General features: G+C 57.6%; 20 protein-coding genes. 10 read left to right on the top strand and 10 right to left on the bottom strand.

Annotated features, from left to right (window positions below; genetic code table 11):
• Positions 1-381: 381 nt before the first annotated feature.
• The 7 genes from L4G42_RS19855 to rfbB all read right to left on the bottom strand — a co-directional run bounded on the left by L4G42_RS19855 (position 382) and on the right by rfbB (position 7,490).
• Positions 382-849 (bottom strand): YiiD C-terminal domain-containing protein, encoded by a 468-nt coding sequence (locus L4G42_RS19855; protein ID WP_237261127.1) that lies wholly within the window; start codon positions 847-849, stop codon positions 382-384.
• Complete coding sequence (locus L4G42_RS19850) at positions 842-2,218, bottom strand: sigma-54-dependent transcriptional regulator (RefSeq protein ID WP_237249984.1); 1,377 nt, start codon at positions 2,216-2,218, stop codon at positions 842-844. The genes L4G42_RS19855 and L4G42_RS19850 overlap by 8 nt, the downstream gene beginning before the upstream one ends.
• Positions 2,215-4,029, bottom strand: coding sequence for a sensor histidine kinase (locus L4G42_RS19845; RefSeq protein WP_237259212.1), 1,815 nt, complete (start codon positions 4,027-4,029; stop codon positions 2,215-2,217). Before L4G42_RS19845 ends, L4G42_RS19850 begins: the two co-directional genes overlap by 4 nt.
• A gap of 89 nt (positions 4,030-4,118) precedes the next feature.
• Positions 4,119-5,000, bottom strand: a complete 882-nt coding sequence (rfbD, locus tag L4G42_RS19840; protein WP_237249982.1) for a dTDP-4-dehydrorhamnose reductase — start codon at positions 4,998-5,000, stop codon at positions 4,119-4,121.
• A complete protein-coding gene (rfbC, locus tag L4G42_RS19835; RefSeq protein WP_237249981.1) occupies positions 4,997-5,542 on the bottom strand; it encodes a dTDP-4-dehydrorhamnose 3,5-epimerase in 546 nt (181 codons plus the stop codon). Before rfbC ends, rfbD begins: the two co-directional genes overlap by 4 nt.
• Positions 5,539-6,414, bottom strand: coding sequence for a glucose-1-phosphate thymidylyltransferase RfbA (rfbA, locus tag L4G42_RS19830; RefSeq protein WP_237249980.1), 876 nt, complete (start codon positions 6,412-6,414; stop codon positions 5,539-5,541). The genes rfbC and rfbA overlap by 4 nt, the downstream gene beginning before the upstream one ends.
• Complete coding sequence (gene rfbB, locus L4G42_RS19825) at positions 6,411-7,490, bottom strand: dTDP-glucose 4,6-dehydratase (protein ID WP_237249979.1); 1,080 nt, start codon at positions 7,488-7,490, stop codon at positions 6,411-6,413. Before rfbB ends, rfbA begins: the two co-directional genes overlap by 4 nt.
• Positions 7,491-7,786: 296 nt before the next feature.
• On the opposite strand from rfbB, the gene L4G42_RS19820 reads away from it, so the two are divergent.
• The 7 genes from L4G42_RS19820 (at position 7,787) to L4G42_RS19795 (ending at position 16,349) form a co-directional block, all read left to right on the top strand.
• Entirely contained in the window at positions 7,787-10,705 is a 2,919-nt protein-coding gene (locus L4G42_RS19820) for an aminotransferase (RefSeq protein WP_237249978.1), read from the top strand.
• Positions 10,706-10,876: 171 nt separating this feature from the next.
• On the top strand, positions 10,877-11,983 hold the full coding sequence (gene aguA / locus L4G42_RS19815; RefSeq protein ID WP_237249977.1) for an agmatine deiminase: 1,107 nt from the start codon (positions 10,877-10,879) through the stop codon (positions 11,981-11,983).
• 288 nt (positions 11,984-12,271) lie between these two features.
• The gene (locus tag L4G42_RS26070; RefSeq protein ID WP_272903828.1) at positions 12,272-12,394 is read left to right on the top strand and encodes a hypothetical protein; all 123 of its coding nucleotides are present in this window, start codon (positions 12,272-12,274) and stop codon (positions 12,392-12,394) included.
• A gap of 243 nt (positions 12,395-12,637) precedes the next feature.
• Positions 12,638-13,906 (top strand): OprD family porin, encoded by a 1,269-nt coding sequence (locus tag L4G42_RS19810; protein WP_237249975.1) that lies wholly within the window; start codon positions 12,638-12,640, stop codon positions 13,904-13,906.
• A 360-nt stretch (positions 13,907-14,266) separates the two neighbouring features.
• A complete protein-coding gene (locus L4G42_RS19805; protein WP_237249974.1) occupies positions 14,267-15,043 on the top strand; it encodes an AraC family transcriptional regulator in 777 nt (258 codons plus the stop codon).
• A 133-nt stretch (positions 15,044-15,176) separates the two neighbouring features.
• Complete coding sequence (locus L4G42_RS19800; protein ID WP_133773621.1) at positions 15,177-15,350, top strand: DUF1427 family protein; 174 nt, start codon at positions 15,177-15,179, stop codon at positions 15,348-15,350.
• A 39-nt stretch (positions 15,351-15,389) separates the two neighbouring features.
• The gene (locus L4G42_RS19795; RefSeq protein ID WP_237249973.1) at positions 15,390-16,349 is read left to right on the top strand and encodes a quinone oxidoreductase family protein; all 960 of its coding nucleotides are present in this window, start codon (positions 15,390-15,392) and stop codon (positions 16,347-16,349) included.
• 36 nt (positions 16,350-16,385) lie between these two features.
• Here the strand turns inward: L4G42_RS19795 and L4G42_RS19790 are convergent, their stop codons facing one another.
• From L4G42_RS19790 to L4G42_RS19780, 3 genes are all read right to left on the bottom strand, one after another.
• Positions 16,386-17,042 (bottom strand): substrate-binding periplasmic protein, encoded by a 657-nt coding sequence (locus L4G42_RS19790; RefSeq protein ID WP_237259211.1) that lies wholly within the window; start codon positions 17,040-17,042, stop codon positions 16,386-16,388.
• 234 nt (positions 17,043-17,276) lie between these two features.
• Entirely contained in the window at positions 17,277-17,597 is a 321-nt protein-coding gene (locus L4G42_RS19785) for a hypothetical protein (protein ID WP_037016364.1), read from the bottom strand.
• Between the two features lie 171 nt (positions 17,598-17,768).
• A complete protein-coding gene (locus tag L4G42_RS19780; protein WP_237249971.1) occupies positions 17,769-18,260 on the bottom strand; it encodes a P-loop nucleotide/nucleoside kinase family protein in 492 nt (163 codons plus the stop codon).
• Between the two features lie 606 nt (positions 18,261-18,866).
• Here L4G42_RS19780 and L4G42_RS19775 point away from each other — a divergent pair.
• From L4G42_RS19775 to L4G42_RS19765, 3 genes are read left to right on the top strand one after another with little or no spacing between them, the layout of a single operon-like run.
• A complete protein-coding gene (locus L4G42_RS19775) occupies positions 18,867-19,790 on the top strand; it encodes a hypothetical protein (RefSeq protein ID WP_237249970.1) in 924 nt (307 codons plus the stop codon).
• A gap of 6 nt (positions 19,791-19,796) precedes the next feature.
• Positions 19,797-20,246: a hypothetical protein gene (locus L4G42_RS19770; RefSeq protein WP_237249969.1), complete on the top strand. Its 450-nt coding sequence runs from the start codon at positions 19,797-19,799 to the stop codon at positions 20,244-20,246.
• The gene (locus tag L4G42_RS19765; protein WP_237261125.1) at positions 20,243-22,339 is read left to right on the top strand and encodes an AAA family ATPase; all 2,097 of its coding nucleotides are present in this window, start codon (positions 20,243-20,245) and stop codon (positions 22,337-22,339) included. The genes L4G42_RS19770 and L4G42_RS19765 overlap by 4 nt, the downstream gene beginning before the upstream one ends.
• The last annotated feature ends 302 nt before the right edge of the window (positions 22,340-22,641 follow it).

Below are 22,641 nucleotides of genomic sequence, written 5' to 3'. Positions count from 1 at the left end.
ATCCCTCGATGATCAGTCGAGAACTATCGCTCCCGAAGGCGCATTAGTCGAGATACAAGGAGCCGGCTTGCTGGCGAATGCGGCGTGTCAGGCGACGTAAATGGCGCTGAGAGATTGGGTTCGCCAGTAAGCCGGCTCCTACAGATGTCTGCCCCCCGATATGTCATCGGCAAGCGGGTGTCCGCAGATTCCCGTGCAGCCTGCGCTACGTCATCCGCCGCAAATCCCGTGTAGGAGCGCGCTTGCCCGCGAAAGCGCTCTGCCAGGCGACTTTATTCCCACTGACTCACCTCAACCTCGTCAGGTGTGCCAGATTATTATGTGTTGGCAGGGAAATTTTTCGCGGGCAAGCGCGCTCCTACAGATGGAGGCTGCATCTGTTCAGCGATGCAGCACGAACTGCCCGACGAATTCCACTGCCGTTTCTTCTGAATCTTCGGCCATGATGCGGGTGTGCAGCGTCAGTCGTGCGCGACCGCGGCGTTGGTAGAACTTCAGAAATTTCTCCCAACTCGCTTCATCCGGTGCGTCGCAAATGGCGACGCCATCGCGGGTGACCGGCAGGGGATAACTGATCTGGCCGTCCTGAATCACGATGTGCCCATCGTCGATGCCGGCTTCCTTGAGTCGCAGATACAGCCAGCCCCAGCCCGCCAGTACCGCGCCGCAGTACAGGCTGCCGCCGAACAAGGTGTTCTTGTGATTGACGTTCGCGGCCAATGGCAGGTGCAGACGAAGTTGATGGTCTCGCCAGCCCAGCACCTTGATGCCCATCTCCCGGGTGAGGGGAATGTCATGGTGCAACACAGCTTCCAGGTCTTTAGCGGATAAACGTTGCCGGTCAGTCATTGTCGTCGGACCCCGCGCCGTTGAAGGTCAGCGCATGCTTGCGCAGTTTGTCGTGCAGGGTTTTGCGTGGCAGGCCGAGGGCTTCGGCGAGGCTGCGGACCGAGCTGTGCGGGCGGGTCAGCTCGGCGGCGATCAACGCCCGCTCGAACGCCTCCACCTGTTCGCTCAGCCCGCCATTGGACGCCACCAGGTCCGGCTGCGCGGCGCCTTCCAGTTCCAGCTCAAGGCCCAAGGCGAAACGCTCGGCGGCGTTCTGCAGTTCACGCACGTTGCCCGGCCAGGTGTGGCGCAGCAGCAGCGCCCGATGCCCCGGCTGCAATTCATGCCGTGGCAGGCCGTGGCGCAAACTGGCGGTGTCGGCGAAATGCTGGAACAGCACCAACGCGTCTTCGCCACGCTCGCGCAGCGGCGGAATGCGCAACGGCGCGACGTTGAGGCGGTAATACAAGTCGGCCCGGAAACGCCCCTGATCCGCCGCCTGGCGCAGGTCCTCCTTGGTCGCCGCGATCACGCGAATGTCCAACGGAATCTGCTGGTTGCCGCCCAGACGCTCGACCACGCGCTCTTGCAGCAAGCGCAGCAGCTTGACCTGAACGTCCATGCTCATGCTTTCGATTTCATCCAGGAACAGCGTGCCCCCGTTGGCGAATTCGAACTTGCCGATACGGCGCTTTTGCGCGCCCGTGAAGGCGCCCGATTCATGGCCGAACAGTTCGCTCTCGACCACCGACTCGGCCAGCGCCCCTGCGTTGATTGCCACGAACGGACCGTTACGGCGATTGGACAAATCATGCAGTGCGCGGGCGACCACCTCCTTGCCGGCGCCGGTTTCGCCAAGAATCAACACGTCAGCCCTGGTCGCGGCCAGCGCGCCGATCTGATCGCGAAGGCGCTGAATGGGGGCAGACAATCCCACCAGTCGCGTGCTCAGTTGCTGACGATCGCTGAGCTCAAGCCGCAGGCTGCGGTTGTCCAGCACCAGCCGGCGCAGCGCCAGTGCGCGCCGAACACTGTCGAGCAGTGCGTCGCTGGCGAAGGGTTTTTCCAGAAAATCGTAGGCGCCTGCACGCATGGCCTGCACCGCCAGCGGCACGTCGCCGTGGCCGGTGATCAGCAGCACCGGCAGGTCTGGATCCTGAGCATGAAGCTGGTTGAGCAATTCGAGGCCATCGATGCCCGGCATGCGAATGTCACTGACGATCACCCCCGGCCAGTCGCGCTCGATGCGCGCTTGCAGGCCTTTGGCGTCGCTCAGCGGCAGGATTTTCAGGCCGGCGAGGTCCAGCGTCTGGCTCAGCGCCTGGCGCAGATGCGGGTCGTCGTCGATCAGCACCACCTGAATCTGGCTGTCGATGGCGTCGGTGCTCATGCAGATAAGTCCTCTGGCGGTTGAAGGTTGACGCCCGAGGCGCCGGTGCGCATCCGCAACGTCAGCAGCGCGCCGCCTTCCGGGTGATTGGCAAACAGCAACTCGCCGCCCAGTGCGCGCATCAGCGTATCGCAGATCGCCAGGCCCAGGCCGAGCCCCTGGGTGCGCGTTTTGGTGGTGAAGAACGGCTCGCGCGCGTGCTCCAGCGCTTCTTTGGAAAACCCGGGGCCGTTGTCGCGGATATACAAATTAACGCCCTCGGCGTTGTACTCGGCGCTGATCCACAATTTGCGCGGCGGGCCTTTCTCGGTCAGCGCGTCCAGCGCATTCGCCAGTAGGTTGCCGAGCACCTGACGCAGCCGCGTCTCGCCGGCCTGCACCCACAAGGTTGCGGCGGGCAGGTCGCGAATCAGTTCCACTTCCATCGCGCGCCGACGCTTGGCGAGCAGGGCCAGCGCATCGTCCAGCGCTGGTTGCAGCGCTACGCTTTCAGGCGCATGTCGGTCACGCCGGGCGAAGGCGCGCAGGTGCGCAATGATCGACGCCATGCGTCCGGTGAGTTCGCTGATCAGTTTGAGGTTGCCGCGGGCGTCCTCGGTGCGCTGATGATCGAGCAGCACTTCGGCGTTCTCGGCGTAGCTGCGAATCGCCGCCAGTGGCTGGTTGAGTTCATGGCTGATGCTCGCCGACATCGTGCCCAGCGCCGACAGCTTGCCGGCCTGAACCAGTTCGTCCTGGGCGCGAAACAGTTCTTGCTGCGCCTGCTCGCGTTCGAGCACTTCCTGGCGCAGTCGCTGGTTGACGCCTTCCAGGTCACAGGTCCGCTCGGCGACTCGCACTTCCAATTCACGGCGCGCCTTGGCCTCGAAGTTGATGCGATCCAGATAATGCCGCCGCCGCTGCATCATCAGCCCCAGCAGCAGCATCAACACCAGCAACGTGGCACCGCCGATCGCCACGACCGTTCGCACGGGCCTCGACACCAGCACCTTGGGCGCAAGGATGTTGACGCTCCAGCCGGTTTCGTCGATCTGCCGGGTCTGCTTGAGCCAGCCGTTTTCATCCAGCTGCAGCGGGCGCGGATCGCGGGTCGGGTAGGGCTGAATGGCAACGATCGCCTGCTTTTCTTCCTCGCTGAGGGCGCGCGTGGCGCGGAAACGCCAGGCGGGATTGGAGGTCAGGATCACCACGCCGTTGTGGTCGGTGACGAGCAACTGCTCCGGCGTCTTGCCCCACAAGGTCTCAGTGAGGTCCAGGTCGACTTTGACCACCAGCACACCGATCACGGTCTCGCCGTCGCGCACGGCGGCTGCGAAAAAGTAACCACGTTTGGCCGACGTCGTGCCCAAGCCGAAAAAGCGGCCGAGATTGCCAGCCATAGCGTTGCTGAAATACGGGCGGAAGGCGAAGTTGCGGCCGACGAAGCTGTCGCGTTTGTCCCAGTTCGACGCAGCGAGGGTGTCGCCATTGGGCGCCATCAGGTAGATCACCTCGGCGCCGGTTTGCCGGGCGGTGTTCATCAGCAGCACGTTCGCTTGAGCTTGGGCATGCTTGTCTTGGGGGTTCGCCAGCATGGCGCGCAGGCCGGGCAGGTCGCCGAGAATCTGCGGCAGGACTTCATAGCGGTGCAGCGTGCCCAGCAGGTTAGCGACGTACAGGTCGAGGGTCTGGCGATTCTGGCTCAGCAGTTCATTGCGGTAATAGTGTTCGGCCAGGCGTTCGAGTGGCCACAACAGCGGGGCGAGGATCAGCGCCAGCAGGGCGAGGCTGCGCCAGCGGGGACGGCGGGGAAGGGCGTTGGTGCTGATCATGAAATCGCCGGTGGGTTCGTTGCGACGTAGAGCGGTTGCGGATGAATCAGTATTCCGCAGCCGCTCAACATCGAGTCGGCCCATTATGCCTACCGCTGCTGCGCTAAGCACTCCAGCAACGCATCGTGCCAGTCGGGCTGGCTAACGCCCCACTCACGCTGCAACCGGCTGCAATCCAGACGCGAATTGAGTGGACGTGCGGCCGGCGTCGGGTAAGCGCTGGAAGCAATCGGCTCAAGTACTGCGCAGGGCTTGCCGCTGTTGATCAATTGCTGACCAATCGCTTCAGCGAAACCGAACCACGACGTTTCGCCGCTGGCGGTCAGGTGATAAACACCCCAGGCGCCCGGAGCCCCCTCACGCCAGCGTTCAATCAGCGCTCCGGTGCTGGCGGCAATAGTGCCGGCCCAGGTGGGCGCGCCGATCTGGTCCGCAACGATCGACAGCTTCTCGCGCTCTTGCAACAAGCGCTGCATGGTTAGCAGAAAATTGCGCCCGGTCAGGGAGTAAACCCAGCTCGTGCGCAAAATCAGATGCTGCCCGCCCGCTGCGGCGATGGCCCGCTCGCCCGCCAGCTTGCTGCTGCCGTAGACGCCCAGCGGATTTGGCGTGTCGGATTCAACCCACGCGCTCTGCTTGCTGCCGTCGAACACGTAATCGGTGGAGTAGTGAATCAGCGGAATGCCCAAGGCAGCGGCTTCTTCAGCGAACACACCGGGAGACGTCGCGTTGATGGCGAAGGCCAGGTCCGGCTCGCTTTCGGCCTGATCCACCGCCGTGTGCGCGGCGGCGTTGATGATCAGGTCCGGCTTGATGTCCCGAACCATTGGACGGATGGATTCCGGCTGACTCAAATCCAGCTGATCACGGCCCAGCACGATCAGCTCACCCATGTTCTGCAGGCGTTGCTGCAGCGAATGGGACACCTGGCCCTGTTGCCCGCTGATCAGAATCCGCAGCGGCGCACTCACGGAAACAGGTCCGCTTCTTTCAAGATCTTGCCGACCTGATCTTTGGCCGACAACTGAGGTGCTTCGCTCAAGCCCCAGTCGATGGCCAGCTCAGGATCGTCCCAGCGAATGCAGCGCTCGGCCGATGGCGTGTAGTAGTCGGTGGTTTTGTAGAGAAACTCTGCGTAGTCGCTTAACACCACGAAGCCGTGGGCGAAACCCTTGGGAATCCACAGCTGGCGAGCGTTCTCGGCAGACAGCTCCAGACCGAACCACTGGCCGAACTGCGGCGAGCTGCGACGGATGTCGACGGCGATGTCCAGCACGCGGCCAACGGTTACACGGACCAGTTTGCCCTGCGGGTTTTCGATCTGGTAATGCAGCCCGCGCAGGACGCCTTTTTGCGAGCGCGAGTGATTGTCCTGCACGAACTGATCGGCTACGCCGGTGGCCTCGGCAAAGGCCCGGGCGTTGAAACTTTCGTAGAAGAAGCCACGCTCATCGCCGAACACCTTGGGTTCGATGATGAGGACTTCAGGCAACTTGCTGGCAACCACTTTCACTGACTTTCCCCTGCGATCTTGAACAGGTACTGACCGTAGCCGGTCTTGCCGAAATAGTCAGCCCGATTCAACAGGTGGGCGCGGTCGATCCAGCCGTTCTGGTAGGCGATTTCTTCCAGGCACGCGACTTTCAGGCCCTGACGGTGCTCGATGGTTTGCACGTATTGCGACGCGTCCAGCAGGCTGTCGTGAGTACCCGTGTCGAGCCAGGCGAAGCCGCGGCCAAAACGTTCGACGCGCAAATCGCCACGCTTGAGGTAAGCGTTGTTGACGTCGGTGATCTCCAGCTCGCCGCGTGGTGACGGCTTGACGTCTTTGGCGATCTGGATGACTTCGTTGTCGTAGAAATACAGACCGGTCACGGCGTAGCTGGATTTAGGCGCCTTGGGCTTCTCTTCGATGGACAGCGCGTGGCCGTGCTCATCGAAATCGATCACGCCGAAACGCTCCGGATCCTTGACCCAGTAGCCAAACACAGTCGCCCCGGAGGTGTTGTCCGCCGCACGCTTGAGCTGCTCGCTGAAGTGCTGACCGTGGAAGATGTTGTCGCCGAGAATCAGGCACACCGAGTCGTCGCCGATGAACTCTTCGCCAATCAGGAATGCCTGCGCGAGGCCGTCCGGCTTGGCTTGCTCCTCGTAATGAAAGTGCACGCCGAACTGACTGCCGTCACCCAGCAGCGCCCTGTATTGCGGCAGGTCCAGCGGCGTCGAGATGACCAGGATGTCTTTGATCCCGGCCAGCATCAGCACCGAGATCGGGTAATAGATCATCGGCTTGTCGTAGATCGGCAACAGCTGTTTGGAGACCCCGAGGGTGATTGGGTGCAGGCGCGTGCCCGAGCCGCCGGCCAGTACAATTCCTTTAGTCATGCGATCAGTTCCTTCACGTTGGTGCCCAGGCGTTCGCCCTGATAACTGCCGTCCTGCACGTTACGACACCATTCAAGGTTGTCGAGATACCACTGTACGGTTTTGCGCAGGCCGGATTCGAATGTCTCTTCCGGCGTCCAGCCCAGTTCGCGTTCGATTTTGCTGGCGTCGATGGCGTAGCGCATGTCATGGCCCGGGCGGTCGGTCACGTAGGTGATCAGGTCCGCGTAGTGGGCCACGCCTTTGCGCTGTTCCGGCGCCAGCTCTTCGAGCAGCGCGCAGATGCCGTGCACGACGTCGATGTTCTTTTGTTCGTTGTGCCCGCCGATGTTGTAGGTCTCGCCGACCTGGCCCTCGCTCACCACCTTGAGCAGTGCGCGGGCGTGGTCTTCGACGAACAGCCAGTCACGCACCTGCAAGCCGTTGCCGTACACCGGCAGCGGCTTCCCGGCCAGGGCGTTGAGAATCACCAGCGGGATCAGCTTCTCGGGGAAGTGGAACGGGCCGTAGTTGTTCGAGCAGTTGGTGACAACCACTGGCAGCCCGTAGGTGCGCTGCCAGGCGCGAACCAGATGGTCCGATGCCGCTTTGCTGGCCGAATACGGCGAGCTTGGCGCGTAGGGCGTGGTTTCGGTGAACAGATCGTCCACGCCATGCAGGTCGCCATACACTTCGTCAGTGGAGATGTGATGGAAGCGGAAAGCTGCGCGCTCGGCTTCGGGCAAGGTCAGCCAATAGCTGCGGGTCGCTTCCAGGAGGCTGTAGGTGCCGACGATGTTGGTCTGGATGAACTCCGACGGGCCGTCAATCGAACGGTCGACGTGGGACTCAGCCGCCAAGTGCATGATCGCGTCGGGCTTGAAGCGTGCGAGGACTTTGCTCATCGCAGCCTGGTCAACGATGTCCTCTTGCACGAACTCATACCGAGTGTTCGTGGCGATGCCCCGCAGCGACTCAAGATTCCCGGCGTAGGTCAGCTTGTCGAAATTGAGGACGTCGTGATCGGTGTTGTTGATCAGATGACGGATCAGCGCAGAGCCGATGAAGCCGGCGCCACCGGTAACAAGTATTCGCATGGATAAACCTTCTTCCCTGGAAAGACGTAAGACGATAAAGACGTAGGACGATGGAGCATAGCTTGTGGGGCCTTGCTGACTGGCGCAAGAACCAATCCACCGACAAGCGATGATATTAATTGATGGCCCAACGCGATTAGCGCCATTAAACCGCCGCGAGTGTTTCGCGGGTTTAACGCCTGGCCTATCTGTCGGTCCTTTAAAGCATTTCTTTATTGGCAAATCGCACGGGGTTGATTAACGGTCGCGCAACTGGCGATATTGTTGGCGCGTTTTTATCTCTCAGGACTTCCTTCATGTCGCTCGATACCTTGATTCGCCGCTCCAGCCTGCCATGCCCGGACGTCGACGCCGCGCAGGCCGCCGAATGGCTGGCGACGTATTACGGGCTGTCGGGGACGTTGAAGGAGTTGGGCAGCCATCAGGACCGAAACTTCCTGCTGGACTGTGATGACGGGCGGCGTTTCGTCCTGAAAATCTGCCAGGGTGCTTACTCAACCACCGAGCTTGCCGCACAGCATGCAGCGTTGCGGCATTTGAGCGGAGAGCCGCAGGTGCGCGTTCCGGCGGTGATGCCGGCGTTGATAGGTGAAGACTTGCTGTCCGTCGAGCCCAACGGCAATGCGGTGCACCTGCGCGTTCTGGAGTTCATCGACGGACAATCACTGGCCCACGTCGCGCATTTGAACCAGCACATCGTGACCGGATTGGCGCAGCTCTGTGCCCGTGTCGACGTGGCGCTGGCCGGGTTCGAGCACCCAGGCCTGGATCGTGTGTTGCAGTGGGACCCGCACCACGCCTTCGCGTTGATCGAGCACTTGCTCCCGGTCATCGCCAATGCCGACAGGCGCGCCTGTATCGCCGAGGCCGCCGAGCAGGCCCAGGCCTATTTGCTGCCGCTGGTGGCTTCGCTGCCGGTGCAGGCCATTCACATGGACATCACCGAGTACAACGTGGTCTGGGCCCGAGATGCCCATCAGCAGTGGCAGCTTCAAGGGCTGATCGACTTTGGTGATCTGGTCCGTACGTGGCGCATCGCCGACCTCTCGGTGACCTGCGCCGCGCTGCTGCACCACGCCGAGGGCGATCCTTTTTTCATCCTGCCCGCCATTCAGGCTTACCACCAAATCAACCCGCTTCAGAGCGAGGAGCTGCTGGCGCTGTGGCCGTTGATCGTTGCGCGCTCGGCCGTGCTGGTCTTGAGCAGCGAGCAACAGGCGAGCATCGAGCCGGACAACGGTTACATTCAGGCCAATGTGGCCAGCGAGTGGAACATCTTCGACGTCGCCACCTCCGTGCCGATTGCGTTGATGGAAGCGGCGATTCTCGACGCGGTGAGTGAATGGGACGCGGACGAAGAGGCCGAGGCGTTTTCGCCGCTGTTGCCGAGCTTGAGCGCGCAGGGTTTTACCCTCGTCGATCTGGGTGTGCTCAGCGAGCATTTCGTAGCGGGCAACTGGGAACAAAGCGGCATCGACGAACAACTGCTGAAGGACGCGGCGCAACGCCACGGGCTGGCTGCCAGTCGCTATGGCGAATACCGGCTGTCCCGCACGCTGCCAGACAGCGCGAAAGAGCCGGACACCTTCGCGCTGCATACCGAATTGCATATCCCCCACGGCACCGCTGTTCATGCGCCATTTGCCGGCAGCCTGCGTCACACCGCCGACGGTGCGTTGCAATTGGTGGGCGCCGAAGTCAGCCTGCGCCTGTGGGGCGTGCGTTCTGATTTTGACTCCGGCGTGGAATTCGGCGCGGGCGACGTGATCGGGCAAGGCGGTGGCGCGTTGGTCGTGCAGCTGTGTTCGGAACCGGACGTGAGCCCGCCGCTGTTCACCACGCCTTCTCGGGCTGCCGCGTGGCGTGCGTTGTGTCCGTCGCCCAAAGGGCTGCTGGGTTTTGATTGCGATGCGCCCGTGCTGGCAGATTCCGCCGCCTTGCTCGCCCGTCGCGACGCCAGTTTTGCCCGTTCGCAGAAACATTATTACGTGGCCCCCCCACAGATCGAGCGCGGCTGGCGCAACCACCTGATCGACCTGCAGGGCCGGTCCTATCTGGACATGCTCAACAACGTCGCAGTGCTCGGCCACGGCCATCCGCGCATGGCCCAGGTCGCCGCGCGACAGTGGTCGCTGCTCAACACCAACTCACGCTTTCATTACGCGGCGGTCGCCGAGTTTTCCGAGCGGCTGCTGAAGCTGGCGCCTGCGGGCATGGATCGGGTGTTTCTGGTGAACAGCGGCACCGAGGCGAATGATCTGGCTATTCGCCTGGCCTGGGCCTACAGCGGCGGGCGCGATGTCTTGAGCGTGCTGGAGGCTTATCACGGCTGGTCGGTGGCGACCGATGCCATCTCGACATCCATTGCCGACAACCCGCAAGCACTGAGCACGCGTCCGGAATGGGTGCATCCCGTGGTGGCGCCCAATACCTATCGCGGTGAGTTTCGTGGCGCGTACAGCACGCCGTTCTACCTGCGCAGCGTAGACGCGCACTTGACCGCGCTGGCGGAGCAAGGGCGGCAAGTGGCGGGCTTCATTTGCGAACCGGTGTACGGCAACGCCGGCGGAATCTCGCTGCCGCCGGGGTACTTGCAGCAGGTGTACGACAAAGTCCGCGCCGAGGGAGGCGTGTGCATCGCCGATGAAGTGCAGGTGGGTTACGGCCGTCTCGGTCATTACTTCTGGGGCTTTGAGGAGCAGGGCGTGGTGCCCGATATCATCACCATGGCCAAAGGCATGGGCAACGGTCATCCCCTCGGCGCCGTCATCACTCGCCGCGAAATCGCCGAAGCGCTGGAGGCTGAGGGCTATTTCTTCTCGTCGTCAGGCGGCAGCCCGGTGAGTTGCCGCATCGGCATGGCGGTGCTCGACGTCATGGAAGAAGAAAAGCTGTGGGAAAACGCCCGCGTCGTGGGCGGCTATTTCAAGGAACGCCTGCTGGCGCTGATTGACAAACATCCGCTGGCCGGCGCCGTTCATGGTTCGGGTTTCTATCTGGGGCTTGAGCTGGTTCGCGACCGCGAGACGCTGGAGCCTGCAACCGAAGAAACGGCCTACTTGTGCGATCGTCTCCGTGAACTGGGGATTTTCATGCAGCCTACGGGGGATTATCTGAATGTTCTGAAGATCAAACCGCCGATGGTGACCAGCCGCCGGAGCGTGGATTTCTTTGTCGACAGCGTGTCGAAGGTGCTGAGTGAGCTGGAGAGCTGAGCGGGTTATTATCCGTCAAAACGTGGTGCTTATACCGATATATATCGGCATTAGCTGTTCGTATATCCGGTCTTTGCTCGATTAATGTTTTTAAATCCGATTTTTATCGTCTATAACGTCTGTCTTCTTTTGCCGTAGACGCCCTCGTCGTTTCATGGAGTTCTGATTACTGTGACCACTCTCAACAGCACCCCCCGCGCCGATGGCTTCTACATGCCTGCCGAGTGGGCGCCGCAGACGCAAACCTGGATGATCTGGCCCGAGCGCCCTGACAACTGGCGTCTGGGCGGCAAGCCGGTGCAGAACGATCACGTGGCCGTGGCCAAGGCCATCGCCCGTTTCGAGCCTGTCACCGTCGGCGTCTCTGCTGCACAGTACGACAACGCCCGAGCGCGACTGAATGTGCCCAACATTCGCGTCGTCGAGATCAGCAGCAATGACGCCTGGGTACGTGATAGCGGCCCGACCTTCGTCATCAACGACGCGGGCGAAGTCCGCGGCGTCAATTGGGGCTTCAATGCCTGGGGCGGTTTCGACGGCGGGCTTTACGCGCCGTGGAACCTGGATGAACAGGTCGCCAGCAAAGTGTTGGAAATCGAGCGCTGCCCGCGCTACGTCACCGAAGGGTTTGTGCTGGAAGGCGGTTCGATTCATGTCGATGGCGAGGGCACGCTGATCACCACCGAAGAATGCCTGCTCAATCGCAACCGCAACCCGCACCTGTCCCGCGAAGACATCGAAGCCGTGCTGCGTGATCACTTGTCGGTCGAGAAGATCATCTGGCTGCCGGACGGTCTGTACAACGACGAGACCGACGGGCATGTGGATAACTTCTGCTGCTACGTGCGCCCCGGCGAAGTGTTACTCGCCTGGACAGATGATCCGAAAGACCCCAATTTCCCGCGTTGCCAGGCGGCCATGGCGGTGCTGGAAAATGCCCGCGACGCCAAGGGACGTCCGTTCGTCGTACACAAGATGCCGATCCCGGGCCCGCTGTTTGCCACCGAAGAAGAGTGCGCCGGCGTGGATCAGGTGCATGGCAGTCAGGAGCGCAACCCATCGGTGCGTCTGGCCGGTTCTTACGTGAATTTTCTGATCGTCAACGGCGGCATCATTGCCCCGTGTTTCGACGATCCGATGGATGACACGGCGCGCCAGATCCTCCAGCAGCTGTTCCCGGAACACGAGGTGGTCATGGTCCCGGGCCGCGAAATGCTGCTGGGCGGAGGCAACATTCACTGCCTGACGCAGCAGCAACCGGCCCCCCACCGCGGCTGAGTTGGTTCGCTTCTTGCTGTCATCAAGCCCATCAGACGATGGGCTTTTTTATGGGCGGACGGTTTCAAGTCGGTCGTAGGAAGATGGGATCCCAGCGGCGCGTAAATGCCCTCGCGGGGTCGTCCATCTGTAACAAAAGCTCCGTAGATTTCGCAGTCCACGACATAAGAGGTTGTCCTTATGAACGCAGGTCATGAGTTGCGAGTGACTCGAGGTTTTTCTGCGAGCAGTGAAGCACGGCAGATGATGGCGGACTGGTTACGGACGACCCGGATCCCGATGGTGCGCATGCACAACGAACAGGAGCTGAAACAACGCGGTGATTTTCGCAAGATGCTGTCGAAGCGGTATCCCAGCGGGCTGATCAACGACGCGGAGATCGAAGCGCTGCTGGGCGTGCTCCACAGCTGACGAAGGTACGGCGACAGGCATTACAGCGCCTCCGTTTGATTCCCATCAAATTGACACCCTCGGTAGACGGGGGATAGCATTCGCGCCTCCACCGCCTGTGGCCTAGCGCCATGTACGTGCATCAGTAGTCCACTGCGATGATTTCGTGCGGGCTTCCGGGACTTTTTGAGTCCTGGAAGACGCAACTGTCCACCCCGGGCATTTGCCACAGCGCGCGATTAATCCGCTCACAAGGACAACAAGATGAACCAGCGTATCGGCCTGCTCGCTCTGGGCATTCTCGCCGCCACTCACGCCATGGCGGACGGTCAGGCAGATTCCAAAGGCTTCGTTGAAGACAGCAGCCTGAAGATCAACCTGCGTAACGCCTACATCAATCGCGACTACAAAAACGGACCGCAGGACCGCTCGGAATGGGGTCAGGCGTTCATGGCCGGCTACACATCCGGTTTCACCCAAGGTCTGGTGGGCGTTGGCGTTGACGCCTTCGGTCTGTACGCAGCGCGTCTGGACGGTGGCAAGGGCAAGAGCGGCGCGGGCGGTATCGACTTCTTCAAGCAGGGCGACAGCGGCAACGCGGCGGATGACCTGTCGCGTTTCGGCGGCGCGGTCAAATTCCGGGTTTCCAATACTGAACTGAAGTACGGCGACATGATGCCGGAACTGCCGGTGCTCAATTACGACAACTCGCGCCTGCTGCCTGAGTCCTACACCGGCACCATGATCACCTCCAAAGAGATCAAGGGCCTCACGCTGGTCGCCGGCCGCTTCACTGCCGAAACCCGCAAGAGCGCCGAAGGCCGCGACAGCGGCGACCTGAAGAGCATCAACGTGTACGGCGGCAGCTACAAATTCACCGAGGCCCTCAGCGCCGCGTTTTACGCCTCCGACGACGAAGACGTACTGAAAAAGCAGTACGTGAACCTGAACTACGTCTGGGCGATGCCGAAAGATCAGTCGCTGACCTTCGACTTCAACGGCTACAAGACCAAGCTGGACAAAGACTTCGCCGTCGACGACGCCCGCGACAACAAGATCTGGAGCCTGGCGGCGACGTGGGCGGTGGGTATCCACTCGTTCACCCTGGCGCATCAGCGCAGCACCGGCGAGACCGGTTACACCTACGGCGGCTACCGCAACGCGGGCGGGACTGGCGATGGCGGCAACACCATCTACCTGGCGAACTCCTACTGGTCGGACTTCAACGGCAAGGACGAGCGTTCGTGGCAGGTGGGCTATGGCGTGAACCTGGCCACCGTCGTGACGCCAGGCCTGAGCTACCGAGTGGCGTACGTGCGCGGCGACAACATCGACGACGGCAGCGACCGTGGGCGTGGCGAAGAGCGTGAGCTGTTCAGCCAATTGACCTACGTGGTCCAGAGCGGCCCGGTCAAAGACCTGTCGGTGCGCCTGCGTAACTCGTTCCTGCGCGTGTCCAACGATGTGGATCAGTACAACGTTGGCGGTAACGAAACGCGCATCTTCGTCGATTACCCAATCAACGTGTTCTGATGTGTTTGACGTCTTCTAGCTGACATGAGTCTGTAGGAGCCAGCCTTGCTGGCGAACGCATTTGTTCAGACACCGTAGCAGTGAATGACATACGCGGTTCGCCAGCAAGCCGGCTCCTACGGATTTGCACACAACCCAGACGTGGGGTTTGACGCCGACCCACTGTAGGAGCGCGCTTGCCCGCGAATGCGTCGGCTCAGGCACCGCGCCGTCGCTGACCCACCGCCTTCGCCAGCAAGCCGGTTCCTACGGACTTCGCCAGTCTCACCATCGACCTAAGCGGTCGGTGCTTCACCGCACTGGCGATCCCTCCCGCTCTGCCGCTACCATCGCCGCATCCCACTCCCGCCGGTTTTCACCATGGCAATCGCCGCGCCACCCGACCTCTCCAATACCGCCGTCCCTGTGCAGCCTTTGTCACGGACGTATCCGCGCGGTTGGTACATCGAGCCCCACGAGCATGAGTGGGGGCAGGTGCTCTACGCGATGTCGGGCGTGATGTGGGTGGAGACGCCCAACGAAGCGCTGGTCGTGCCGCCGCAGCGCGCGGTCTGGTTGCCGCCCGGCGTGCCCCATGGTATCCGCGTGGTGTCGGATCTGGAAATGCGCAACATCTACCTGCGCCCGGCGCTCGCTCACACCCTGGACGCTACGGTTCAGGTGCTGGAAGTCGGTCGCTTGTTGCGCGAACTGATCGTCGGCCTGGTGGCCGAGCAGGACAAGGAATCGGACTACTACGACGCGGTGGTCAACCTGGCGCTGCTCGAACTCAAACGCGCCCGGCGTTCGCTGCTGAAAGTGCCGATGCCCGATGACAGCGACCGCAGGCTGATGAGCGTCTGTCAGGCGGTGATGATCGAGCCGTCCATCGACGTGTCATTCGAACAGCACGCGGAAAACGCCGGCGCCAGTGTGAGAACGCTGTCCCGGTTGTTTCAGGCGGTGCTTGGCATGGGCTTCGCCGAATGGCGACGGCAGGTGCAACTGGCGACCTCGGTGGCGGAGATCATCCAGGGCGTGCCGGTCAACGCCATCGCCCGTTCAATGGGGTATTCGCCGAGCAGCTTCAGCGACATGTTTCGCCGCGAACTGGGCATGGCGCCTTCTCAGTACCCGGTCGTTGATCCATCCCACTAACGCGTGCGCTGACTCTGTCCGAAATTCAGAAGCACTTGGCCGGTAGCGCTTGCCGTCCCTCCTTACACTCTGGTCATCGCTTAACGCAGTCGCGCCGCCATCGAGCTGCGCGTCGCACGCACCGGAGTTTGTCATGAGCTACGTCATTTCCCTCGCAATCGGTATTGCCGTCGGTTTGCTGTATGGCTTGCTTGATTTTCGCTCACCCGCACCGCCTCTGGTCGCACTGGTTGGCCTGCTCGGCATGCAAGCCGGTGAATGGCTGTGGCCGGTGGGCAAGCAGTTCTTCTCCAATCTGGCGTCCTGAACCGACGATTTCCTTTTCCCAACTCTGGATGAACCCATCATGAAAGCACTGCAATTCTCCCGAACCGGCGACCTGGCTGCGCTGGAAGTCGTCGATCTGCCCACGCCGGTCCCCGCGGCCGGCGAAGTTCTGGTGCAGATAAAAGCAGCCGGCCTGAACCCCAGCGACGTCAAAAACGTCCTTGGCCGCTTCCCCTACACCACGATGCCACGCATTCCGGGTCGTGACTTTGCGGGCGTTGTCGTCGAAGGCCCGCAAGAACTGATCGGCAAGGAGGTGTGGGGCACCGGCAAGGAGATCGGCTTTGTCCGCGACGGCTCCCATGCCGGATTCATCACGCTGTCGGCCAAAGGCGTGGCGATCAAGCCTGTATCGCTGAGCTTCACTCAGGCCGCCAGTCTGGGCGTCCCGTACACCACGGCGTGGGACGCCCTTGAGCGCAGCCTCGTGCAGGCCGGCACCCGGTTGCTGGTCATCGGCGCCAATGGTGCAGTCGGAAGCGCCGCCATCGCACTGGCGAAAGTACGCGGCGCCCAGGTGCTGGCGGCGGTGCGTAAACCGGAGCAGCTGAAAGCGCTGCAAGAGCAAGGCTTCAACGCGATCCAACTCGACAAACCGGAAGACCTCGGCGCTCAAGTGAATGCCGTGTTTTCAGGCGGCGCTGATGTGATCTTCGACACCACCGGCTTCTGGCTGCCGGCCGCTGTGCCTGCATTGGCGCAATTCGGTCGCATCGCAATCATCGCCGCCCCGGTGGACGGCCACGTGCAACTGCCTGCGCTGGCGCTGTACCGCAAAGGCGGTTCGGTGGTGGGGATCAACTCGCTGCTGTATGGCGTTGAAGCCTGCGCGCGGATGCTGGAGCAGTTCGGCAAACAGTTCGACGACGGCACCTTGCCGCTGCCGACCGGGCTGATTGAATCGCCGCTGGAAGAAGGCCTGGCGCGTTACGCCGAGGTGAATCAGGGCGGCGCCGACAAGGTGATTCTGCTGCCGTGACAGCAAAGCATTACTCTGAAAACAGGGCTGCCCCCATTACTGCACAGGTAGCCCTTTCAGATAGTCATGCTGGACGCGTGTGATCGAGCCGTTTGACTGCAGCGTATCGATCGCGGTCCTCAGCTTCTCGACCATCTGAGGGTCGCAGTCTTTGGAGCACGCCAGATAAAGATCGGCGGTCATCAATGCCCGGCTCATCATCAGCGGGCGGTCGCTGATCTGCTTCCAGATATAAAGCGTTTCCGGCACGCCGTTGAACCACGCATCCACTCGGCCCTTGAGCAACATCAGGGCCGGGTTCTCCCCAATTTTTAGCGGATAAATTTGAGCGGCTGGAAAGCCTTCATCACGTAGCCGCGTCTCCTGCGCCGAGCCACTGCCAACGGCGATCATCTTGAAAGTCCTGCGCGCCTCTTCAAACGTTTCGACGTGACGATCAATGCTGAAAAACGCCCGGTCCATCGTCATCAGCGGAGCGATCCAGGTGAAGCTGTTTTCCCGGCTTTGTGTGCGGGTCAACGGCGCGATGAGTTTGTTGGTGCCCAGCACCACATCGCGTTGCGCGCGCGGCCACGGCGGCGACAGCAGGTTGGCGGAATACCCGGCCATCGCCATGGCCTGAAGGGTGATGTCCCCAGCGATCCCGTGCTGGTCGCCTTGACTGACCATGGTCAGCGGCGGCGCTTCGGCCATGTACACGTCAACGGAGGGGAGCGCATACGCCATCGACGAGCACGCCAACAGCGCGCTGGCTGCGTAACGGAGGCAACGGGAAATCCATTTCATGGCAGTCATGCTCAGAAAGAATAGGGCGCCGGGACAGGTCTTGTGCCTGGCTCGTTACTCAGTCTGGCACCTGTTCATCATGTCTGCCGGGCACAGCGTGCATCCCGCGTAAATGTCGGGGAGCGTTCCAGCGACAGCGAATCAGGTCTTGTTGTGCTCATTGGTGTAGCGGCCGCTCAGCACCCAGCCACACTCCAGCAACGTCTCGATCCAGTCCTCGTACGAGTCGTCGACATCCAGCAAATTCATGAACTGGTCCTCGATATGGCAACGGAAGGTCTGCTCCTCGACATTCCACTCGACATCCCGAATCCGCCAGACACGCTGCATCGGCAGCTGAATGTTCAAGCCATGAAAGGGGACGAACGGCAGCTCCACTTCGTAGAGCAGCTTGGACCATTCGGAAGAAATCTCCGGGGTCTGGTGGGTCCAAACGTATTTGATCAATCGGACTTTGTGCACGGTTGGGCCTTCTATCGTGATTCTGATGGCGGGTCGCTGTCCTGACGCAGACGCGAGGGCCCGTTGGATGGGTATACGTTACTAGATGGGGGCGGGATGGGGGAGGGGGCGCTTTGAATCTAAGGGCGCCGTTTGAGCCTGAAGGTTTGGTTCTCTCCGGGTGACAGCCGTTTAGGCGTGATCCTGGTGTATGACCACGTTGAGCCCTTCTTCCTTATCTGGGGCCACAAAGTAGCTGGTGATCAAATCGAACTCTGCGTCGGTTGCCGCGAAGGCATGCTCGCCGCGTTCATTTCTGAGGTGCAGCCGGGCCCGGCAGGTTTCGTCGTCGACGTCGATAAAGTGAAGGCTGTGAGGGGCTTGGGCGGTATGCGCCAGACTGCGTAACCAGTGGCGGTCCGCGGGGGTGTTGGCGGGGAAATCGAGAACCACATTGATCCCGGCCTTCAGCATGTCGATGACCAAGGGGCCTACGACATCTCGGAGTCTTCTTGAGAGCTTTACGTAGTCGGCGACCGATTGGATCTGGTCTGGATAGAGCCTTGAGAGCCAATGGTCTTCGGTTAGCAGGATCGCTGCGTGGTCACGCTTTAGAGAGTTCGCCAGCGTTGATTTCCCGGAGGCGATCTTGCCGCATAGGAGGTGGAGTGTGGGCTTAGCCATGGGGACGCGTCCTTATGTCGAAGCACGATGATGCCCGTGGATTGATACCGGGACAATGAGGGGCTGCGTCGAGATGGCTGAGGCTTTTCAGTTGGTAACTGCCTCACGCAACTTCTCACTCCAGACAGCCCAAACAAAAAAGCTACACCTTTCGGTGAGCCTTTGCTAAATCTGGTGCGGCACCAGGAGTCGAATCTATATGCAACTATATGTTTTATAAACATTTTTCGTGAAATATAAAATGTTCTATCTCTAAAAGTATCCTAAAGCTAATTATTAGATTGTTCCTTTCTTTGCTGGTGAAAGCAGTTAACGCTGTTTATGTGGCTTGTGAAGTAGAGCGGTTTGCAGGTGCCGTAATTTCAATGAGTGCTGCCCTAGATCATATATAAGTGATGTTTATTTTATTTTTGGAAGCGCGATAAATTCTTTTAAACGAGCTTTGCGGGGTAAATAATATAAATATACTTGCTTAAAATTTAGGGGTGTTTAAATATTCTAGTAGGCAAGTTTGATTTTTTCTAATAGAATGTCATGGCGTATAGCCATGGGTAGCGTGCGTTTTTGCCATGACTCGGCTATCAAACGGATTGGATAGGCCTCAATATGTTTATGACTAAGCTTGGGTCTTTTAATGGCGATACATGGGAAGATCTCTGTCAGCTTGTTTTCAAGAGCAAATATGGCTCTGACGGATACCAAGAAATGCCTGCATCGCCTGGCGATTTTGGTATAGAGGGTTTTACTCTCGCTACAGGCAGGGCATTTCAATGTTATTGTCCAGATCGTATATATCCTCAAGATGTACTTTTATCTAAGCAGAAGATAAAAATCTCAGATGATATAGATAAGCTAAAAAAATATAGTGATGACCTGTCAGCTCGCTTAGGTAGCTCAAAGATAAAAGATTGGTGCTTTGTTTCTCCAGAGATAAATCATCACAAGTTATTAGAACATGCAAGAGTAAAAGAAGCCGAGGCTCGTGCTTGGGATTTAGGCATTTTACATGCGGAGTTCACAGTTCATCTCCACGATGCCGATTTTTACCTTAAGGAGATAAATGAACTCCGAAGCCTCAACGGAGTAGCAATAACGCTAGGGACCGAACCGACAGCGCTTCCCGCACTAGATCAGCCGATTGAAATATATGAGCAACACATTTTACGCAAGACGAAGCTGCGTGTGCTTAATGATGCTGGAGCTACAGCATCAAGTCGCGTTGATAGGCTATATAATATTACGTTAAAGAAATTTCTAGAGCATGATAATTTTTTCAATACACTAAACAATGTCTCCCCAACATTGTATTTTCGGCTGGTGCGTTTGCTTTCTATATTTGAGCAAGATGTCGAAATTTGGCAGGCGACCTGGACTGGCTCGTCTGAATCGCTTACAGAAAAAATAACAGACAAACTTAAAGAGCGGATCTTGGCTGATCTCCAGCCTGGGGTAGATCAATCGCTAGCTAGTCAGATTTCACATCATACTATAGCTAGGTGGTTAGCTGCTTGCGAATTGGATTTCGAGTGACGCCAAATGACAAGATTAAAATTTACGCAAAGACCAACGCCAGTGCTGGCAGAGCATCGCACATTATATAAAATAGCTCAGATATTACTTGTTCTTGATATATGCGGTCGTGGGCGGAGAAGCAGTGTATTAAAGCTGCATTTGTTTAATTGGGCGATGAAATCTGAAAGCCGGCTTAAACAATTGCAGTTGGCTTCACGTAAAGGAGGTTTGGACCTTCCTATCTGGGGGTTTGATCCGGCTTTAGGCGTTGCGCTAAAATTTGCAATTGAAGAGCAGTTAATAGTCGGAGACAGCACCGCTATTGAAGTGTCTGATGCTGGTATAGAATTTTTAAACTTTATCGTTCAAGACAAAGAACTGTTAATGCGTGAGAAAGTCGCATTGAGACTGATTGGTAAAGGAGTTACAGAGAAAATGGTTGAGTCCATAGCCAAAGGATGGAGCCTGCAATGATTATTAAAGCGATACGACTTAATATAAGTACCCGGGAGGGGGAATTCGGATTTGCTTTTTCATTTGATCGAAACTTGACAATCATCCGTGGTTCTAATTCTTCCGGTAAAAGTACAGTATTTAACAGCATTTTGTATGCGTTTGGAATGGAGGAGTTGGTTGGAGGTAAGAATCAAGCTTCATTGCCTTATGCACTAAAGGACTACTTTGAGTTTGAGGGGGAAAAGGTTTTTGTTGAGAAGTCTGAAATCTTACTGGAGGTCGAGAATAGAGTTGGAGACATAGTTACTTTTAGACGCTCTATTACCGATGAACAGAAAAGCCCTAAACTTGTCGAAGTGTTGAATGGACCCTACTTAACAGAGGGAGTTTCAACATTATCCACATTTAAATATCTCCACGACGGTGGTGGCGCGCAGTATGACGAAGGGTTTCACACATACCTAGAGAGTTTTCTGGGATTCAAGCTTCCATTTGTCGCTGGCGCAAATGGTCGACAAGTTAAGTTGTATTTACAAGCTGTTTTTGCAGCTGTAGCTGTTGAACAAAAAAGAGGTTGGACTGATTATATCGCAAATATTCCTCACTATGGAATAAGGGATGTACGAGTAAAGGTTGTAGAGCTACTTTTGGGCTTGGATGTTTTTGAGCTTGCAAGCTTGCGCAGTGAGTTAAATAACGAAGCTGTCGAGATAGATGGTAGTTGGAACGATTCTTATAAAGAATTGTTTAGGGAAGTCAGATCTCTCAATGTGAGGGTTGATGTGGCTGGGTTGCCTGTTAGGGTTGCCTCAACAATTGATTTTAGTAAAGTTAGTGTGGGTATTCAAAGTGACGGTGCTCGAATATCTTTAGTGGAATATATAGCCAAGTTGCGAGAGAAATATAAAGCGCTTGAATTGCAGATTGAAATTCCAAAAAACGATAATTCTTTAGAGACTGTCGCTGCATTGAGTGAACAAGGTGCCGAGCTTAGTCGTCTTGTATCGCTTTACGAATCAGCACTTAGCACTTTAGCTGTCCATAAGTCATCGTTGAGTTTAAACAAGCAGCTTGTTATCCAGGCTAATGAGGAGCTGATCAGAAATAAATCATCACAGAAACTTCAGAAGTTTGGTGCTTTGCTCGGGCTGAGTCTCTCCAAGGAACAATGCCCTACGTGCCATCAGCATGTAGATGATAGCCTCACTGCTAGTGGTGAGCTGATCTCGAAGATGGATGTTCAAACAAACATCGAATATCTGGAAAGTCAGTTAAACATGCTCCGTCGACAGCAGGATGGAATAAATGTTTTGATTCGCAATTGTGAGATGGATGTCCAAAACACTCAATCGGCCATTGTGAATGTTAAGTCGATTCTTTCATCGTTACGTAAAGATGTCGCCAGTGGAAACGTAAATTCCAGAGCATTAGTAAAGCAACAAATTTTTATTGAGGAAGAGATTGTAAAGTTACAGCGATTTGATGATTTGTTTGGCGAAATTATAAATATTTTCAAAGAGCTCTCTAACCGCTTAAAGGTAAACCAAGAGCGTCGTACATCATTGCCAAAAATTCATTACTCTGAAGACGATGGCAGAGTACTTGATCTTTTTGAAAAAATGTTCCGGGCAAATGTCGGGGAGTTTGATTACCATAGTGCCCCAGTTCGAGATATTGAAATAGATTTTGATAGTCTGTTACCGTTCTTGAAGAGACTTGAGTTACGGGTAGTTAGAGATGCTGTTGAGGGGGCTGAACTAGCGGTTCATCATTACCAAGCCGGTAAGAGTCGAAATAATATCGCTGCCGATTCCAGTGCTAGCGATTTTGTAAGGCTAATTTGGTCCTACTTGCTTGCTATTTATCAGACTTCAACTCATTCAACAGTTAATGCGAATCACCCAGGAATACTGTTGTTTGACGAGCCAGGGCAGCATTCAATGGCGACTAAAAGCCAACGTGCTTTGTTTCAGATGCTATCGGGTGACCCAAAACTCCAAAGTATTGTGGCCGCATCATTTGATGATTCGGAACCTGTATTTAAAGAGTCGACTGAGGGACTTCAGTTCAAGCTCATTCAGTTAAATGAAAAATCTATAACGCGTTTTTAGGCTTTGAAGTCTTTAAGAGAGTGATCTATTGATTTGTGGAAGAAATACTGCTAATGCAGGTTCCTGGCGCTAGCGAAAAAAAGCGCCTTGAGGCGCTTTTTGAAAATAATTTAGTTCTTAGCGTTAATGGGGCTTGGGGGCGGTATCGATGAGCGAATCTACAGTCACTAATTCAGTTCAGTAAGTACCTCTAATGAGAAATTTACGAGCGCGTTGTAGTCCCCAATTGATGTATGGTTTCGGACTACTGTGCAGTTCGTTTTAGTTGAGCTGACCCTACAGAGTGGTAATGTATGGTAGGT

The sequence above is a fragment of the Pseudomonas petrae genome (assembly GCF_021728295.1).
Classification (GTDB): Bacteria; Pseudomonadota; Gammaproteobacteria; order Pseudomonadales; family Pseudomonadaceae; genus Aquipseudomonas; species Aquipseudomonas petrae.
The sequence above is the reverse complement of the archived record's forward strand: the minus strand, read 5'-3'. Positions and strand labels throughout refer to the sequence as shown.

Coding starts and splice junctions, on each gene's coding strand:
- L4G42_RS19855 (WP_237261127.1), bottom strand. CDS start 849: ATGACTGACCGGCAACGTTTATCCGCTAAAGACCTGGAAGCTGTGTTG.
- L4G42_RS19850 (WP_237249984.1), bottom strand. CDS start 2,218: ATGAGCACCGACGCCATCGACAGCCAGATTCAGGTGGTGCTGATCGAC.
- L4G42_RS19845 (WP_237259212.1), bottom strand. CDS start 4,029: ATGATCAGCACCAACGCCCTTCCCCGCCGTCCCCGCTGGCGCAGCCTC.
- rfbA (WP_237249980.1), bottom strand. CDS start 6,414: ATGACTAAAGGAATTGTACTGGCCGGCGGCTCGGGCACGCGCCTGCAC.
- rfbB (WP_237249979.1), bottom strand. CDS start 7,490: ATGCGAATACTTGTTACCGGTGGCGCCGGCTTCATCGGCTCTGCGCTG.
- L4G42_RS19820 (WP_237249978.1), top strand. CDS start 7,787: ATGTCGCTCGATACCTTGATTCGCCGCTCCAGCCTGCCATGCCCGGAC.
- L4G42_RS26070 (WP_272903828.1), top strand. CDS start 12,272: ATGCACAACGAACAGGAGCTGAAACAACGCGGTGATTTTCGCAAGATG.
- L4G42_RS19810 (WP_237249975.1), top strand. CDS start 12,638: ATGAACCAGCGTATCGGCCTGCTCGCTCTGGGCATTCTCGCCGCCACT.
- L4G42_RS19805 (WP_237249974.1), top strand. CDS start 14,267: ATGGCAATCGCCGCGCCACCCGACCTCTCCAATACCGCCGTCCCTGTG.
- L4G42_RS19800 (WP_133773621.1), top strand. CDS start 15,177: ATGAGCTACGTCATTTCCCTCGCAATCGGTATTGCCGTCGGTTTGCTG.
- L4G42_RS19795 (WP_237249973.1), top strand. CDS start 15,390: ATGAAAGCACTGCAATTCTCCCGAACCGGCGACCTGGCTGCGCTGGAA.
- L4G42_RS19790 (WP_237259211.1), bottom strand. CDS start 17,042: ATGGCCGAAGCGCCGCCGCTGACCATGGTCAGTCAAGGCGACCAGCAC.
- L4G42_RS19780 (WP_237249971.1), bottom strand. CDS start 18,260: ATGGCTAAGCCCACACTCCACCTCCTATGCGGCAAGATCGCCTCCGGG.
- L4G42_RS19775 (WP_237249970.1), top strand. CDS start 18,867: ATGTTTATGACTAAGCTTGGGTCTTTTAATGGCGATACATGGGAAGAT.
- L4G42_RS19770 (WP_237249969.1), top strand. CDS start 19,797: ATGACAAGATTAAAATTTACGCAAAGACCAACGCCAGTGCTGGCAGAG.
- L4G42_RS19765 (WP_237261125.1), top strand. CDS start 20,243: ATGATTATTAAAGCGATACGACTTAATATAAGTACCCGGGAGGGGGAA.